Origin of the sequence: Streptomyces sp. NPDC047982, assembly GCF_043204165.1 — a bacterium.
Classification (GTDB): Bacteria; Actinomycetota; Actinomycetes; order Streptomycetales; family Streptomycetaceae; genus Streptomyces.
Genome location: NZ_JBIDBS010000002.1, coordinates 431,233 through 447,012 on the forward strand (window position 1 = coordinate 431,233; position 15,780 = coordinate 447,012).

Below are 15,780 nucleotides of genomic sequence, written 5' to 3' on the forward strand. Positions count from 1 at the left end.
GCTGGAGCCCTGAGCAGATCAGTCGCGCGACGCGCGCTGCCAGCCGCGTTCCCTGGCCAGCCGGAACGGCATCTGTCCACAGAGACCATCTACCAGGCGATCTACCTGCCCCACCGTGGCGGCCACTCGTCCACCTTCCCGACGTTCGGTCGTGGCGCCGAGCACGTACGGGACGCCCTCGTCCGCACCTTCTACGGACCTTCCCGTCTCGCTCGCGCGCACGCTCACATGGGACCAGGGCAGCGAGATGGGCCGCCACGACGAGTTCACCCGCGCCACGAACATCCCGGTCTTCTTCTGTGACCCCGGCAGTCCCTGGCAGCGACCGACGAACGAGAACACGAACGGTCTTCTCCGCCAGTACTTCCCGAAGGGCACCGACCTGTCGATCCACTCAGCGGCCGACCTCGCCACTGTCGCAGCGGAACTCAACAACCGCCCCCGCAAGACCCTCGGCTGGCAGACTCCGGCTCACCACTTCAGTAGGCTCATCGCAACAGTCGAGTGACCAGGTGTTGCGACGGTTACTGGAATCCGCCGCTGGGTACCTCGGATGCTGAACGCGCGTCTGCGACCCTAGCCGCAGTCACTGACGACGGCCCTGTCGCGAGCGCGCAACGAGCGTCAACGCCGGGCCGCTTCCGGGCGGAAGACACTCGGCAGCGGACAGCAATGACCAACGACGACCTGTCGCAGGCGGGGACTCGGAGCCACTCTGGCAACGACCTCAGCTCACCCTTGGAGCCAAGACCCAGGGCGAGAAGGAGTAGCACGCATGCGTGGCCCCCTGCACACGGATGCCCCACGTGCAGGGGGGCTTGGGAGTGCTGCGCAGACTTCACGACCCTACGGGCGCGGCCGGCCTGCCTGGCAGTTAGAGGTCGGGAAGTCCGGTCAGGGCGGCCATCTGGCTGATCATCGTTCGGTTTGCGACGCCGGAGTAGGCGCGCACCTCGTCCACGGTGCCCGCGAAGTACTCACCGCGGACTGCCGAGCGGCCCACCTGGAGGCCGCCCGAAGCCGTCCATGATGTCGTGTCCACGGCAGTAGACGTGTTGGACAGCTGCCCGTTCACATAAAAGCGAAGCTCGTGGGCAGAGGCATCGAAGACGATGGCCAAGTGGTCGCCCACGCCGTGGGTATCGTCGTTGGGCAGAGCTTGCTCCTCAGTGATGACCACTTGCGGAGCAGTCGCCTCGTCCTTGGTGGACACCACGACTTCCCACTCCCCGCTTGCCGCCTGATACCGGATCCCGAGGCGGTCGGTGTGGGAGCCCGGGAGTGACAGAACGGTCTGCGTCCTGTTGTCGGCCGCGGCCAAGCGGGCGCGAACGGCGAGAGTGAAGCTCCTGTCCCCGCCGACCGGTGCAGCGGATGTCGCCGCCCAGTCACCGTCACCGTCGAGCCTGAGATCGCCCTGGCCAACCAGTGGAGGGTTTCCGAAGATGTCATCATTGTGGTAAATCCAGGCATCGCCGTTCAAAGTCAGCGGGAGGCCCTCGGGCTCCACATTGGGAGCGATTCCGCCGGGCGCCGCCTCCAAAGGCCAGTAGCCCTCCCGGCTCAGCGATGTCTCCTCGGCCCCGGCGCCGTATTCCTTTCCAGCCGCATAGGCGGCGCTGGGGAGCGTACCAAGTGTGAGTGAGAGCGCGGCGGTGCTCAGCGCCACAAACGCGGCGCGGTATCTGTCATGCATGACCCCCCCCTTGAAAGATTTGGTCAGGGTGCTGAACGATCTACCAGTCTCGCGCCTTCGAGCACAAGGAGTTCCGGCCGAGCAATTGTCAAGATCTGTGGATGGGACCGCGGCCTTGTCAGCGGGGCGGGTTAGGGTGGGCGGCGCCCGCTCGGGTTCCGGCCCGCAGTGTCTGCCATGGGCGGCCTGGGGCAAAGGGGGGTGGCTGGACGGTCCCTCTGGTACGCCTCGGGGATCGGAGTAGACGCCCGATCCCACCCCCCTTCACCCTCCTCGGCACGCCGCACCCGGGGCACCGCACTCGGACGCGTGCTCATGCCGCCAGTTCGTCGCGCTCGACCAGGACGCCGTTCTCGAACCGGGCGCCGGCGCGGACCGGGGCCACGAGGTGGGCGCCGCTGATCGCGCGCCAGCGGGCCTGGGCGGACTCGACGAGCTTCGTGCCGTCCAGGCGCACGCCGAGCAGGACCAGCACGCACGAGTGCGCCTGGCCGAGCCGGACCTTTGGGTGCACGCCGTCGGCCCACACGTACACGTAGTCGGTCTGCGACAAGTCGCGCTGCTGGAAGGCGGCGTGGTCGTCCTGCCACTGCTTGGTCAGCCGGGTCACAGTCGCGGGCGACAGCCCTGCCGCGCCGCCCAGGAACTGCTCCAGCGCGGGTACGAAGTCCCCGGACGAGAGGCCGTGCAGGTAGAGCAGCGGCAGCACCTCGGAGACCTTCGGGGACTTGCGGCACCACGGCGGCAGGATCTTCGAGGAGAACCGCTTGCGTTCGTCGGTGGCCTTGTCGATGCGCGGCCGTTCACGCGTGGTGCCTTGACCTCGACGGGACCGGCCGCAGTGACGACGGTGCGAGGTCGGTGGTGACCGTTGCGGACGACCAGGCGACGGCCCGCCGCGTTGGTCTCGGCAGCCAACTCGGCTACGTACTGGTCGACTTCGGCCTCCAGCGCGGCGGCCAGCATGCGGCGGGCGCCTTCGCGGACGATCTCATCGATCAGGGAGCCGGACTGGGTGGAGCCGTCGTCGGTGACTACGCTGAGCACGGGCGTGCCTTCCCGACCCGCGCTGCAACGCGGGCCTACTCGGTGACCATCAAAGGATCATTCGGGAAGGTATGCCTTCCGCGTGCCCTCCCGGAACCGATCCACAGGTCTTGAGCATTGCTCGTTCCGGCCGCCCGGATCACGTACCGGCCTACCTTCAAGGCGGCCGAGTATGCTGAGGCGAAGCAACTGCGCCGAGCAGTGCGGTACAGCAACGAAGTGCAGCAACCGCGATGACCTCAGCGGACCGACAGTACCTGCGAGGAGCCGAACGGCCAGCCCGAGCAACCTCGGTGACCGAACAGCCGGGAGTTCGCATCGAGGGGCAGTTGACATCCGCAGCCTGCTGGGCAGGCCGGCCATCAGGGACTGGCGGCGGGGAGAGCCTGCCACAGACCACGAGAGCAAGCGCCCACGGCCAGTACGGCAGTACGGCCAGTACGGCCCAAGGGAGACGCGGAGCACGCAACCTCGGCGCTGTCACTTTCGGACTCGTGAGCACGGGCAAGCACGATATCGTCGTGAACCGAGCCAACAATCACTCTCAAGCCTGGCTTGGGCCCCCGGACGCCTACGGCCGGGGGACCTTTTTCGTGATCAAACGCGCATGGACGCCGCTTCACCGAGAAGCCGCCGCCCCTCACATGAACGCCCGATCGCCCAGGCCATGAGGCTGACCGTCACGCCTCCTCGGTGTCGCCGTCCACGTCGGTGACGGCCCGTTCGATCGCGTTCTCGACAGCGGTGACGATCGTGGCGGTGTCGGCGCCCTTGCCGAGCTGTCCGGCGAGGGCCGTGATCGCGGCCGTCTGGGCGGCCAGCCTTTTGTCCATGGAGCGGATGCGGGCCTGCATGTCCTTGAGGATCGACTGCGCCTGCCACGTCGGGTTCGTCTTGTGGTCCGCCGCGTCGGTCGGGCCGGCGATCGCGTCGGTCTTCCATACGGCGTCGAAGATGTCCTTCTTGGTGATCCCCGCCATGGGGTCCTCCTCGTTCGGGTTCCAGCTCGCCGGGTGCTTCAGGCGCTCGGCCACGTCGGCGCGCAGTTCGACCATGGTGAAGCCGCGGGGGTCGACCTTGTCGGAGCTCCATTCCAGGTGGCCGATGACGGACTTGGCCGACCAGTCGTGCGCGCGGCACAGGGCGGCCTGTACGCGGACGATCGCGTCGTACTGCGCCTTGGGCCAGGGGTCCTTGCCGTTGCCGAGGTTCTCGCACTCCCAGCCGTAGAACCGTGCGTTGCCGTCGGTCCCGTTCGCGTTGCCCTTGGTGGGCGGGGTCGGCCGACTGCCGTACGACTCGGCGATCACCTGGTCCAGTACGCGGGGGTCGCCGCCGCCCGCGTGGTTCGCGCGGCCCCAGCCGACCATGTGGACCCGGCCGTCCTTCGCGATCATTCCGTGGCAGAGCGGGCCGGGCAGGGATGAGTACCCGTCACGGACCATGGCCACGGTGGACGCGGTGCCCTTGGTGACCGTGTGATGCACGATCGAGCCGTTGACGGGGCCCCACGCGCCCTTCGAATTTCGGTTGTGCGTCCGCCAGTTGCCGACCTCGACGACACGGACGCCCTCGGCGCGCAGCGCGGACATGACCTGTGCCGCACTCAGAGGCTTTGCCACGGAATCTCCTTTCGCCTTGCGGTGCACGCGGCATTCCGGAACCGGCCCACGCGTCCGTTGGCCGTCCCGTTCGCCGACTCCACTCCTCCGCCTGGTCCTTCGCCCGGAACACGGGCCGCAGATGTGGAACCCGCCGCTGTCACCCTGTACTTCGTGCCGCTCGCCGACAACCGTACGGACGTGGTCCGTTCCCGGCGGGACGAGTGGCTCGTACGAGTTGCATACCCCCGCAGTGACGGCCGGACTCGTCCCTGAGGTTCCGGTTGGTCCGCGTCTGGTCGCGGCCGGCCTACCGCGTGCGCCGGGCGCGCAGTTCGACCGCGTTCAGCAACAGGGCCAGGGCGGTCTCGAAGCGGTCGTCCTCGTCGACCTCGGCCAAGCAGGGGGCGGCGGACGCCAGGTGCGGGTAGCGGGTGGGGGAGAGGCCACGAGTACTCGCGCCGCCAGGCCATGCGGTCACCTTCCCGGGCCTCGGGGTCCGGGGCGGCGAAGGGCGCCTCGAACGCGCCCATGGCCAGGGACGTGTCGACGGGAGCGCGGTAGGAGCGGGCTCGGGAAGGGGACGGGGGCACGCGCGCCCGTGCTTGGTAGCTCGGGCCGTGCGCGCCCCTGCCCCCGACGAAAGTCATGGTCGTGACCTTCCGTTCGGCCAGGATCCACTGTGCTCCCGGCACTTACGTTCGCTTGCATGAAGCAAGCGTTGAGCGGAAACGGGGCCCGGAGCAAGGCCCGGCACGGCGACGGGAACGGCGGCGGGAGTGGGGCGCGGCCGTTGCTCGCCTGCGCCGTCCTGGGCTTGGGGGCCCTCGGTGTGGCGTGGCTCGCGCCCGGCGGATGGGGCACGGCCGGCCCGGTGGAGGTGACGGGCGGTGCCTCGGCATCCCTGTACCGGTCGGTGACCGGGGCGGTGGCGGACGGTCCGTCGTGGGCGGGACCGCTGCTGGAGGCGGCCACCGAGGGCACCCTGGTGGTGCTCGGGTTGCTGCTGGTGTGGGTGTGGTGGGGCGCGGTGCGGCGCGGGGAGACCCGGCTGTCCGCCGGTATGGTGCTCACCGGCGTCGGCACCGTACTGGCCTACGCGGTCAGCGAGGCCGTGAAGCTGGTGGTGGACGAGGCACGGCCCTGCCGGGTCCTGCACGGTGCGGCGGAGGCGGTCGCCGAGTGCCCGCCGCCCGGCGACTGGTCGTTCCCGAGCAACCACGCCACGCTCGCCACCGGTCTCGCGGTCGGTCTGGCCGCCCTGCGGCCCCGCCTGGCGGCCGTCGTTCTGCCACTGGCCGGTGCGGCGGCACTGCTGCGGGTCATGGTGGGTGTGCACTACCCGCACGACGTGCTGGCCGGCGCGCTCCTCGCGGCCGCGGTGGTCGGGGCCGTGTTGCTCGCGTTCCTGCCGCTCGCCCAGGCGGCGGCGTCAGCGCTCGGGCGACGGTTCCGGAAGCGGAACGGGCGCGACGATTCCGGCCTCGTGAGCGACGACCGCCGCGGCGGCGCGGTTGTTCACCCCCAGCCGGGCCAGGATGGAACTCACATGCGCCTTGACCGTGCCTTCGACCACATGGAGGCGCCGGGCGATCTGCCCGTTGGACAGCCCGCTGCCGAGCAGGGCCAGCACATCGCGTTCCCGGGCGGTGAGGGCGCGGACCCGTTCCCGCGCGGCGCTGCGGCGACCGGCCCGGGCGCCCGCGCCGGTCTCCGACAGATGGGCGACGACCCGCGCCGCGACCTTCGGTGACAGATAGGCGGCGCCCTCGGCCACCGCGCGTACGCCCGCGATGAGCTCCTCGGGTTCGCCCGACTTGATCAGGAAGCCGGTGGCGCCGCCGCCAAGTGCCTGGAGGATGTACTCGTCCTCGCCGAAGGTCGTGAGCATCACGACTCCGGTCTCCGGTACCGTGCGCCGGATCTCGGCCGCCGCCTGGATACCGTTCGTGCCCGGCATCCGGATGTCGAGCACGGCGACGGCCGGGCGGTGGCGGCGGACCAGCTCCACGGCCTCGCGCCCGTCGCCCGCCTCGGCGACGACGTCGATCTCCGGATCGATGGACAGCACGGAGCGTACGCCCTTGCGGATCATCGGCTCGTCGTCGGCGACCAGTACCCGGATCATCGGCCGGTCACCGTCCTTTCCGAGTGGGTGCGTGCGGTGTGTGAGCCGCGCGTGGCATATGCGCTGCGTGGGGCATGTGTGTCCGGTTCATGGTGTCAGGGCCTCTTTCGACATCAGCCTGCCGTCGCGGAAGCAGAGCCGGTACGCGTCCCCGGACCGGTCGTCGAAGCGATCCGACGTCATCGCGTAGTACTCGCATGCGATGCCCTTCTCCCTCGGTTCCCCGTCCACCCGCCGCTGCGTGGTCTCACGCTCGGGAAGCAGCGGGCGCACCGTGTCCCGATCCTGTCCCACCCGCAGCCGGGCGTAGTCACCCGGGGCCAGTACGGACTGCTGGGCCGAGCGGATGTCCCAGCCCATGAGGGCGGCACTCAGCATCGCCCAGGCCACCAGCGGCAGCACGATCGCGGTCACCAGCGCCCGCCGGGCCCGGCTGCGGGCGCGGCGGTGCTCCTGGGGCAGTGTCGGAGCCGGCTCGTGGGGCGCCGTCGTCGCCGGGCGGCGGACGGACGGGGCGTGCGGCAGCCGGGCGGTGACCTCGAAGCCGTCCCCGCGGGGACCGTACGCGAAGGTGCCGCCCGCCAGCCGCACCCGTTCGTCCAGTCCGATCAGGCCCCGCCCGGTGCCCGGCACGGTCTCCGGGCCGCCGCGCGCGGGCGAGGGGCCGTTCCGCACGCGGACCGCGGTCTCCTCGGTGGTGTATGTCACCCATACGCTCACCGGGGCCAGCGGGGCGTGCTTGGCGGCGTTGGTGAGGGCTTCCTGGACGACGCGGTGGGCGGCCCGGGCGGCGGTCGGCGGCACGCCGCCGCCGTCGGTGTCGCCGTCGCCGTCGATCCGCAGGTCGACCGTGAGACCGGCAGCCACGGCGTCGTCGACCAGGCGGGGGATGCCGGTCCCGGATGCCCGCGGCGGTTCGTCGTCCGCCTCCTCCCGCAGGATGCCGATCACCTCGCCGAGCCGCTCCACCGACGCGGCTGCCCGTGCCCGGATCTCACCGGCCGCCGCCCGCTGGGCCTCGTCCAGGCCAGGGGCGAGCTTGAGGGCGCCCGCCGACAGGGCGATGAGACTCAGGTCGTGGCCGAGGACGTCGTGCATGTCCTGGGCGATCCGGGCCCGCTCCCGGGACCGGGCCTGCTCGGCGACGAGCCGCTGTTCGCGCTCCAGCCGGTCGGCCCGTTCCCAGCCCGCCCGGACGAGTTCCTGGTACTGGCGCCAGAACCGCCCGGCGAACCAGGGCAGCATCGCCGCCACCGACACCACGGCGACGTACCGCCCCGCCATGAGCAGCCAGGACGGCACCAGCGCCACCGCGACGACCCCGCCTGCGACGACGGCGACGAGCACCAGGAGCGTGGGCCCGGTCCTTCCTGGCTCCCGGCCGGCGAGGAAGGCAGCCACCGCCGCGGGTAGGGCCCACCACATACTGACGGCGCTCAGCCCGACACAGACCGCAGCGGCGACGGTCAGCAGACCGCCGGGGGCGAGGGCGGGCGGGGCCCAGGGGGCAAGGGCGCGTGCGGACCGCAGGACGACGGCGGGCCGCGTGCCCTTGTCCGGGGCGTGCGCCCGGGCACCCCGCCGGGCCGCGACGCCGGTCATCACTCTCTTCACCCGCACGACGGTACGCAGCCGGGAGGGTGTCCCGGCACTGCCGAAAGTCACCCTTGTCGCGCGCGCCGTCCTCCGTCCCCCGCCCAACGTCCTCCGTCCTCCGTCCTCCGTCCACGGTCCACCGTCCACCGTCCGCCGCCACCGCGCGCCGTCCTCCGCCCACCGCGAGTCGTCCCCGGCACCCAGCGAGCCGTCACTCGCACGGGCGCGTACGGGTGGTCGCGGCGAAACGCGCGGCGCAAGGTCGGTTCTGTTGCGCCGTCCCATCCGACCCATCCGAATCGTTCGGTTCCGTCCGGTTCCGATCGGTTCCGTCTGGTTCCGTTTGGTTCACCGGCCGCTCGGCCCACACGTCCTGCTCGTCCCGTTCCGGCCAAGGAGTTCCCATGGCACACTCAGCGCCCGCATCCGGCCCGATCCGTACCGGCGGTCACGGGGAAGCCAGCACCTGGGCGGTCGGCGGAACCATGTTCGCCGGTGTCCTGCTCCTCGTCGACGGCGTCTTCGGGGTGATCAAAGGCATCTCCGGCCTCGCCTCCGACCAGGTCTACGCGCGCATCAACAACTACACGTTCAGGTTCGACGTGACCTCGTGGGGCTGGATCCACCTCGTCCTCGGCATCGTGCTCGTGATCATCGGCTCGAGCATTCTCAGGGGAGCGATGTGGGCGCGCGCCGCCGGTGTGGTGCTCGCCGCCGTCAGCCTGGTCGTCAATTTCGCCTGGCTGCCGTACCAGCCGCTCTGGGCGATCATCTCCATCGCCATCGACACCTTCGTCATCTGGGCCCTGTGCACGGACCGGTCGACGGTGATCGCCTGACCGCTTCACCGCCTGACCGTTCGACTGCTTGATCGCTCGATGGTCCGAGCGTGGGCGTGGCGGGCGGGGAGGCAGGGGCGCGGTGGGCAGGGGCGGGGTCGGTATGCCCGGGGTCGGTATGCGCGGGGCGGGGCGTGTACGGGGCCACGGAGAAGCGAGGAGCGCGTACGCGTCCCGGCCGTTGTCAGTGGCTGGGGTCACACTGGATTCATGTGCCGCAGTATCAAGACGCTTCGACCGCCCGCCCTTCCCGAAGAGGCCACCGAGGAGGAGATCCGGGCCGCCGCCCTGCAGTTCGTACGCAAGGTGTCCGGCTTCCGTGCCCCGGCGGCGCACAATCGGGAGGTGTTCGACCGGGCCGTCGACGAGATCGCGGAAGCGACCGCCAGGCTGCTGGACGGACTGGAGATACGGGGCGCCGTCAGGACGCCGTAGTCGCCGCCGCGGAGGCACGACCGGTCGCGGTCACTGCCGCGGCCGGTCGGCGCATGAAGTACGCGGCCAGCGCGCCCGCCACGAACAGGGCGAGGACCGAGACGGCCGTGCCCACCCAGGTCGCGCCGAGCCACTGCCCGCCGAAGTAGCCGAGCCCCACGCTGTAACCGGCCCAGGCCGCACCCGCCAGTGCGGACCACGGCAGGAACTCCTTCACATTGCGGTGCGCGGCGCCCGCGCCCAGCGAGACCACCGACCGGCCGGCCGGTGCGAAACGCGCGATGATGACGAGGATGCCGCCGCCCCGGGAAAGGGCGCCTCCCAGGCGTTCCTGGGCCGACGTGAGGCGGCGGGAACGGGCGATGGCCCGGTCCAGACGTTCGCCGCCGCGCCAGGCCAGCCGGTATGCGACGAGGTCGCCGAGGACCGAGGCGGCGGTCGCGCAGAGGATCAGCGCGAGGAGTGACGGGACCTGGGGCACCTGTTCCACGGAGGCGGCGTCGGCCACGGTCGTCGAGCCCGCGGTGGCCGCGGTGGCGGCGGTGATGACCAGAACCCCACTGGGCAGCACGGGCAGGAAGACGTCCAGGAGCACTGAAACGGCGACCACCGCGTATATCCAGGAGCTGCCGGTCAACGCAGCCACACTCTCAAGCAAGTACTACTCCCCGGTCCGGGACAACGCCGCGACGTCGCAGGGGAGCGGCAGGAGCGGCACGGCCAGCTGTCCAGCCTACGCCCGACACTCATCCGATGATCCATAAAATAAGGACGATGTTGGGAAGCTCACGTATGCACGGAAAACGGGAGGAACGGGTTCCGGGCGTGAGTTCTGTGGGGGCTTCGCGCTCGTCCGGCGTGCTTCATCGCCGACAGGTGCCGGACGGTGCCCCCCATGGGGGCTCGGGTGATCGCGGGCGGCGGTCGTGGTCGGCCGAAAACGCGCCGGCGCCTTCGGGGGTGCGGCGCTGCCCGTGTCTCCCGGTGCGTCTGCGCCGGGTGGGCGGCTGCCCCCGCGCGGCCGGGCCGGCCGCGCCACGGGAAAGCCCCGCCCGGGCTTCCGCCCGGGCTTCCGCCCGGGCGGGGTGGTGTGTGCGCTCCGTGCCGCGTTCGACGGCCGGTCGTGTTCGGTGTCCGCCGGGTGTGCGGTGCCGGGAGGCCGCGCCGTGTCCGGCGGCTGCGCGGGTCCGGCAGCTTCGTTGCCCGGTGGCTTCGCTGTTCGGCGGCTCCGTCGTTCGGTGGCTGTGTCGTGTCCGGTGGGACGGTGGGGCTCAGCAGTTGTTCAGGATGGCCTGCAGCGCGCTCTTCTCGGCCGGGTCGACGTCCAGGTCGTAGTAGTGCTTCACGTGCACCCACGCGCGCGCGTAGGTGCAGCCGTACGAACTGCGCGGGGGCAGCCAGTCGGCCGGATCCTTGTCGCCCTTGGCCTGGTTGACGTTGTCCGTGACCGCGATGAGCTGAGGCCGCGTCAAGTCATTGGCGAACCCTTGCCGTTCGGCCGTGGTCCAGCCGCTTGCGCCGGACCGCCACGCCTCGGCGAGCGGTACCACGTGGTCGATGTCCAGGTCGGAGGCGAGGGTCCAGGTGGCGCCGTCGTACTCCGAGTACCAGGACCCGCCGACCGCAGCGCAGTTGGAGTCCTGCTGCACGTTCGTGCCGTCGCGCTCCAGCACGACCTCGCGGGTGTTGCACGCGCCGGACTGGGTGATCCAGTGCGGGAACTTGGACCGGCTGTAGCCGTCCGAAGAGCCCTCGGCCGCAACGGTGAGCTGGCTCAGATACGTACGTGCGGTCGATGCCGAGACCGGCGTGGGCATGGCCGCCTGGGCGGTCGGTGCGTTGAGCAGCCCGGTCGTTGCGGCGAGGGCTGTGGATGCTGCGGCGACGGCGAGGTGACGCGCGTAGACGCCTGACATGCGAACTCCCTTGACGTGGGGGGATCTTGGACGTGCGACCGGTCGGGTCCGGTCATCGTGGCGGCGCCAGGTTTCCGTGGGGTGGGCGCCAGGTTACAGGGTGGCGACATGAGCACGTCACATCAAGGGGTCTGGTGAACCGGACTGGGGTGCGGGGGCGTGGGCATGCGTCTGCGCGGGCGTATGCGCTGAGACGGTGACAAGTGAGCCATGCGGAAGGGGAATTCGCGATCCGGGAGGCTGGGCGGCTGGCCGCGGCTGAGTGGTTGTGCGGCCGGGGGCTGGATGGGTGGGCACGGTCGGGGCGGGTGATCGCGCTGACGGGCAAGCCGGGTGGCCGACTGACGGGGCGAACGTTGCCTGATGCGGCACTGGGGCGTGTTTCGAAAGTGGCGTCGTCCGCCCGAAGGGCGGGGCCCGCAGCGTCCGGTGCGGTGCATCCGAAGGCGGAGGGTCGTCCTCGTACGGGGCGTACGTGGACGATCCCGGCGACGTGGCGAGGCGCCGTGTCAGGCGTCGCGGGCCGGACGGGACTTTCGGAAGACGCCCTAGGGGGAGGGGGTCAGTTCGCTTCGATGCGCAGTCGGATCGAGCCGTCGGCCGCCGTCTCCACTCGCAGTCGCGTCAGGTCCTCGACGTGTGCGTCGGGCGAGAGCGCCGCCGCCCGGGTGCCGACGCCCACGATACGCATGCCCGCAGCCCGGCCGGCCGCGATGCCCGCTTCGGAGTCCTCGAAGACGATGCAGTCCGCCGGGGCGAAGCCCAGCTCGGCCGCGCCCTTGAGGAAGCCCTCGGGGTTCGGCTTGCTGGCTCCGACGCGCTCGGCGGTGACGCGGACCGACGGCATCCGCAGGCCGGAGGCCGTCATTCTCGTACGGGCCAGCGCCTCGTCGGCCGAGGTCACCAGGGCGTGCGGAAGCGTGGCGATCGCGTCCATGAAGGCCCGCGCTCCGGTGACCGGGACGACGCCGTCGGTGTCGGCGGTCTCCTCGGCGAGCATCGCCCGGTTGTCCGCGTGGTTCTGCTCCATGGGGCGGTCCGGGAGGAGTACCGCCATGGTGGCGTAGCCCTGACGTCCGTGGACCACCTTCAGCACGGCCTCCGCGTCGAGACCCTCGCGTGATGCCCAGCGCCGCCAGCAGCGTTCCACGACGGCGTCGGAATTCACGAGGGTGCCGTCCATGTCCAGGAGGAGAGCACGGGCTGTGAGGGTGGTGGCCGGCATGGGCTGCTCCAGGGCGCGGGGAGGTGGCGGCGCGGGGTGGAGAACAAGCAGCCTCGCCCGCCGGTCAGGGGGTGGCGGGCGGAGGCTACTTTGTTCCATCACGATACAAAAAACGGCGTGGGAACGCCAATCGAACCCCGAACGCGGTGGGGCGGACGGGGACGGGTGGGCGGTACCGGGTGATAGCGGCGGGGCAGTCGGGGCGGGGGCGGGAAGGTTGCCGGGCGCGGCGGCGAACAGCCGGATCACGGGCCGGCCGGGCCGGGGAGAGTCCCGGACCGGCCGAATGCCCATGTCCTCGGTGGTGAGGCTCGCCCGGGGTGCGCGAGCCGTGCGTCGCCGGCCTCCGGTGCCACGTCGCCCCGCAGCTTGACGTACAGCCGGATGCGTAGCGGATCGAAGTCCTCCGCCGCGATCTGCGCCCCTGTCGGCCGCCGGCCGTTCGGCTCGTCGGCGCTCGGCGGCCTCGCCGCCGCTCACCGGGGCCACCGTGCGGCGCGTTCCCCGCACGCGCACGCAGGGGCCGGTGCCCGGATCGCCGTTCATGATCGAGACCCCGCCCGCGCTCTTCGGCCTGAACATGTGCATGCCGCACTCCGGGCCCATATGCCCGGTCATGGTGGACCCCTCTGAACTGCCCGCGATTATGCGGTCCGGCACGGGAATGCCGATGCCGTCCGAAACGCGGTCAACCGCCGTGTGTCCCGCTCGGTGCCCGAGATCTCGGCAGGCCATAACCGCATGAAACATCCAGGATGGGGATGTAGCGGACCCGAGGAGACGTTTCCATGGCGCAGCACCCGAGCCCCCCGGAGCCGGAACCGGAACGGGCAGCCGCAGAGCAACCGGAACGGACAGCGGCAGAGGAATCCGAACCGACGCCGGAGCCGGAACCGCCATCCGCGCGGGAACCTGAACCGACATCCGGGCCGAAAACTGAACGGCGAGCTGAACGGCGAGCGGCACGGCAAGCTGCACCGAAACCTGAACCGACGTCCGAATCGCCATCGGGCACGGAATCGGAACCGGAATCGGAACCAGGACCGGAATCTGAATCGACCTCCGGTCAGAACCGCTCCACCCGGTCGGCCCTGGTGGCCATCGGGGCGCTGCTCCTCGGCATGCTGCTGGCCGCACTCGACCAGACCATCGTGTCCACCGCGCTGCCGACCATCGTCAGCGATCTCGGCGGGCTGGAACACCTTTCCTGGGTGGTGACGGCCTACCTGCTGGCGTCGACCGCGGCCACGCCGCTCTGGGGCAAACTCGGCGACCAGTACGGCCGCAAGAAGCTGTTCCAGGCCGCCATCGTCATCTTCCTCATCGGCTCCGTCCTCTGCGGGGTCGCCCAGGACATGCCGCAGCTGATCGGTTTCCGGGCCCTTCAGGGCCTCGGCGGCGGCGGTCTCATGGTGCTCTCGATGGCGATCGTCGGCGACCTCGTGCCGCCGCGCGAACGCGGAAAGTACCAGGGCCTGTTCGGTGCGGTCTTCGGGGCGACGAGCATTCTCGGGCCGCTGCTCGGCGGCTTCTTCACCGAGCACCTCAGCTGGCGCTGGGTCTTCTACGTCAACCTGCCGATCGGCGTCGTCGCGCTCCTCGTGATCGCCGCCGTGCTGCGCATCCCGGTCCACCGTACGAAGCACACCATCGACTACCTCGGTACGTTCCTCATCGCCTCCGTCGCCACCTGTCTGGTCCTCGTCGCCTCGCTCGGCGGCTCCACCTGGGCCTGGGGCTCGGCGCAGGTCGTCGCGCTCTCCGCCCTGAGCGTGCTGCTGGTGGTGGCCTTCGTCCGCACGGAACGCCGTGCCACCGAACCCGTCATCCCGCTGACGCTGTTCCGGGGCAGGACCTTCACCCTCGTCTCCGCCATCAGCTTCGTCGTCGGCTTCGCGATGTTCGGCGCGATGACCTATCTGCCGACCTTCCTCCAGGTGGTGCACCACATCACGCCGACCATGTCCGGCGTGCACATGCTGCCCATGGTGCTGGGGCTGCTCCTCACCTCCACCGCCTCCGGGCAGATCGTCAGCCGTACCGGCCGCTGGAAGGTCTTCCCGATCGTGGGCACCGGCGTCACCGCGCTCGGCCTGTTGCTCCTGCACCGGCTGACCGAGACGAGCGGCACCTGGCAGATGAGCGCCTGCTTCTTCGTCTTCGGCGCCGGCCTCGGCCTGGTGGTGCAGGTCCTGGTGCTGGCCGTGCAGAACGCCGTCACGTACCGGGACCTCGGTGTCGCCACGTCCGGTGCCACGTTCTTCCGTTCCATCGGAGCCTCGTTCGGTGTCGCCGTCTTCGGCACGATCTTCACGAACCGGCTCACCGACGAGCTGGCCGCGGCGCTCGCCGGGCACCCCCTGCCGTACGGCGCCAGTGCCGGACGGCTGGCCGCCGACCCGCGCGCCATCGACCGGCTGCCGCCCGCGCTGCGGACGCAGGTGCTCCACGCGTACGCGACATCGATCACCGATGTGTTCCTGTACGCGGCTCCGATCGTCCTGATCGCGTTCGTCTTCGCCTGGTTCCTCAGGGAGGACCGGCTGCGCGGCTCGGTGACCGCCCCGGAACCCAGCGAGACACTGGCGTCCAACCCCGTCGAGCGCTCCTCGTACGACGAATGCGCCCGGGCCCTGTCGGTGCTCGCCACCCGCCAGGGACGTCGCGAGACCTACGAGAAGATCACCAGGGAGGCGGGGTACGACCTGCTGCCCGCAGCGAGCTGGATGCTGCTGAGGATCAGGCATCACGGCACGGTCGAACCGGCCCTGCTCGCCGACACCACTCCCGTGCCCCTGCGGGTGATCGGTGACGGGGCGCGGCAGCTGGAGGAACGTGGCCTGGTCCGGCGCGAGGGTCTGCGGATGGTGCTCACCGATGCCGGTTGCGAAGTGGTCGTGAAGCTCGCGGAGGCCCGTGAACGGCTGATGGCCGAGTGGCTCGGGGACTGGTGGGGGCCGGAACGGCCCACCGATCTCGTCAGGCTGGTGGCGGAACTGACCGCCGTGACGAGCGGATCCCGCAAGGAACGGCCGCATGGCCCCGAGCCGCGCCGCGACCACGCCGCCGGACCGGTCGGCCGCCCTGCGGACACGTCCTGAGCGCCCTTGCCGGGCGCCCGTCCTTTCAGAGGCGGCGCCGCTTCCGGAGACCGCCGTTGCCCGGAGCCGACGGCCGTATTGACATCCTCGCCCCCGTGAACGAGGGCGATTCCCGTCTACCGCGCCGTTGAAGGCTGCGGTGTCGGGTGGGTTCCCGCTTCGCTGCGCGGTGCCGGGACGAGTCCCGGTCTTACCT

The 15,780-nt window shown here is 70.8% G+C and carries 11 protein-coding genes and 3 pseudogenes; 5 read left to right on the forward strand and 9 right to left on the reverse strand.

Features of this window, described 5'->3' with window-relative positions; all coding sequences use genetic code 11:
- Positions 1–199: 199 nt before the first annotated feature.
- Positions 200–508 (forward strand): annotated as a pseudogene (locus ACGF2V_RS03820) (IS30 family transposase); the annotation flags it as partial.
- Positions 509–874: 366 nt separating this feature from the next.
- Here ACGF2V_RS03820 and ACGF2V_RS03825 read toward each other — a convergent pair.
- The 4 genes and pseudogenes from ACGF2V_RS03825 to ACGF2V_RS03840 all read right to left on the reverse strand — a co-directional run bounded on the left by ACGF2V_RS03825 (position 875) and on the right by ACGF2V_RS03840 (position 4,825).
- Positions 875–1,696 (reverse strand): LamG-like jellyroll fold domain-containing protein, encoded by an 822-nt coding sequence (locus tag ACGF2V_RS03825; protein WP_362628299.1) that lies wholly within the window; start codon positions 1,694–1,696, stop codon positions 875–877.
- Between the two features lie 436 nt (positions 1,697–2,132).
- Positions 2,133–2,743, reverse strand: a pseudogene (locus tag ACGF2V_RS03830) (transposase); the annotation flags it as partial.
- A 680-nt stretch (positions 2,744–3,423) separates the two neighbouring features.
- Entirely contained in the window at positions 3,424–4,365 is a 942-nt protein-coding gene (locus tag ACGF2V_RS03835) for a peptidoglycan recognition family protein (RefSeq protein ID WP_362628296.1), read from the reverse strand.
- Positions 4,366–4,654: 289 nt separating this feature from the next.
- On the reverse strand, positions 4,655–4,825 hold the full coding sequence (locus ACGF2V_RS03840) for a TetR/AcrR family transcriptional regulator C-terminal domain-containing protein (RefSeq protein WP_362628293.1): 171 nt from the start codon (positions 4,823–4,825) through the stop codon (positions 4,655–4,657).
- A 228-nt stretch (positions 4,826–5,053) separates the two neighbouring features.
- Between ACGF2V_RS03840 and ACGF2V_RS03845 the strand changes: the two are divergent.
- Positions 5,054–5,686 (forward strand): annotated as a pseudogene (locus tag ACGF2V_RS03845) (phosphatase PAP2 family protein); the annotation flags it as partial.
- 90 nt (positions 5,687–5,776) lie between these two features.
- On the opposite strand, the gene ACGF2V_RS03850 reads toward ACGF2V_RS03845, so the two are convergent.
- Both ACGF2V_RS03850 and ACGF2V_RS03855 read right to left on the reverse strand, forming a co-directional pair.
- Positions 5,777–6,472 (reverse strand): response regulator transcription factor, encoded by a 696-nt coding sequence (locus ACGF2V_RS03850; RefSeq protein ID WP_362628290.1) that lies wholly within the window; start codon positions 6,470–6,472, stop codon positions 5,777–5,779.
- A gap of 87 nt (positions 6,473–6,559) precedes the next feature.
- Positions 6,560–8,086, reverse strand: a complete 1,527-nt coding sequence (locus ACGF2V_RS03855) for a sensor histidine kinase (protein ID WP_389048667.1) — start codon at positions 8,084–8,086, stop codon at positions 6,560–6,562.
- A 386-nt stretch (positions 8,087–8,472) separates the two neighbouring features.
- On the opposite strand from ACGF2V_RS03855, the gene ACGF2V_RS03860 reads away from it, so the two are divergent.
- Positions 8,473–8,907, forward strand: a complete 435-nt coding sequence (locus tag ACGF2V_RS03860; protein ID WP_362628288.1) for a hypothetical protein — start codon at positions 8,473–8,475, stop codon at positions 8,905–8,907.
- A 210-nt stretch (positions 8,908–9,117) separates the two neighbouring features.
- Complete coding sequence (locus ACGF2V_RS03865; RefSeq protein ID WP_362628285.1) at positions 9,118–9,342, forward strand: DUF2277 domain-containing protein; 225 nt, start codon at positions 9,118–9,120, stop codon at positions 9,340–9,342.
- Here the strand turns inward: ACGF2V_RS03865 and ACGF2V_RS03870 are convergent.
- The 3 genes from ACGF2V_RS03870 to ACGF2V_RS03880 all read right to left on the reverse strand — a co-directional run bounded on the left by ACGF2V_RS03870 (position 9,329) and on the right by ACGF2V_RS03880 (position 12,483).
- A complete protein-coding gene (locus tag ACGF2V_RS03870) occupies positions 9,329–10,000 on the reverse strand; it encodes a VTT domain-containing protein (protein WP_362704468.1) in 672 nt (223 codons plus the stop codon). The two genes, ACGF2V_RS03865 and ACGF2V_RS03870, sit on opposite strands and share 14 nt — an antisense overlap.
- Positions 10,001–10,613: 613 nt before the next feature.
- Positions 10,614–11,258, reverse strand: coding sequence for an HNH endonuclease family protein (locus ACGF2V_RS03875; RefSeq protein ID WP_362628279.1), 645 nt, complete (start codon positions 11,256–11,258; stop codon positions 10,614–10,616).
- A 562-nt stretch (positions 11,259–11,820) separates the two neighbouring features.
- Positions 11,821–12,483 carry an HAD-IA family hydrolase gene (locus ACGF2V_RS03880; protein WP_362628276.1) on the reverse strand — a complete coding sequence of 221 codons (663 nt, stop codon included), beginning with the start codon at positions 12,481–12,483 and terminating at the stop codon, positions 11,821–11,823.
- Between the two features lie 1,091 nt (positions 12,484–13,574).
- On the opposite strand from ACGF2V_RS03880, the gene ACGF2V_RS03885 reads away from it, so the two are divergent.
- Positions 13,575–15,584, forward strand: a complete 2,010-nt coding sequence (locus tag ACGF2V_RS03885; RefSeq protein WP_392910673.1) for a DHA2 family efflux MFS transporter permease subunit — start codon at positions 13,575–13,577, stop codon at positions 15,582–15,584.
- The last annotated feature ends 196 nt before the right edge of the window (positions 15,585–15,780 follow it).